The 320-nt window shown below is 61.9% G+C and carries 1 protein-coding gene; it reads left to right on the plus strand.

The window, feature by feature from the left end:
- Positions 1–320 (plus strand): hypothetical protein (locus AB4Z27_RS29880; RefSeq protein ID WP_441646096.1); only part of this gene is annotated, 320 nt, incomplete at both ends.

A 320-nucleotide genomic window follows, 5' to 3' on the forward strand; every position in this document is an offset into this window, starting at 1 on the left:
GCTGACGACGGCACGCTTCCCTTCCTCATCAAGCTCGGCATGCGCTATCCCGATGCACTTGGCGTGACCTACACCTTCGACATGGGGTATCTCACCCCTGACACCGAAGGCGGCGGCCCACTGTTTGACTCGCTGGGCGTGGCCGCCATCGGCATCACCGGCTTGCCCGCTAACACGACCCTGCTGCAACGCATTGCCCGCAAGGCCGTCATCGACAGCCGCGAGACATTCGAGACCGGCGTGGTCGTACGCAATAACGGTGCCGACGAGATGGAGAAGTACAACGCGCATCAAAGCTACGATGACGAACAGCTGGAGCG

Source organism: Cupriavidus sp. KB_39, assembly GCF_052114485.1.
Classification (GTDB): domain Bacteria; phylum Pseudomonadota; class Gammaproteobacteria; order Burkholderiales; family Burkholderiaceae; genus Cupriavidus.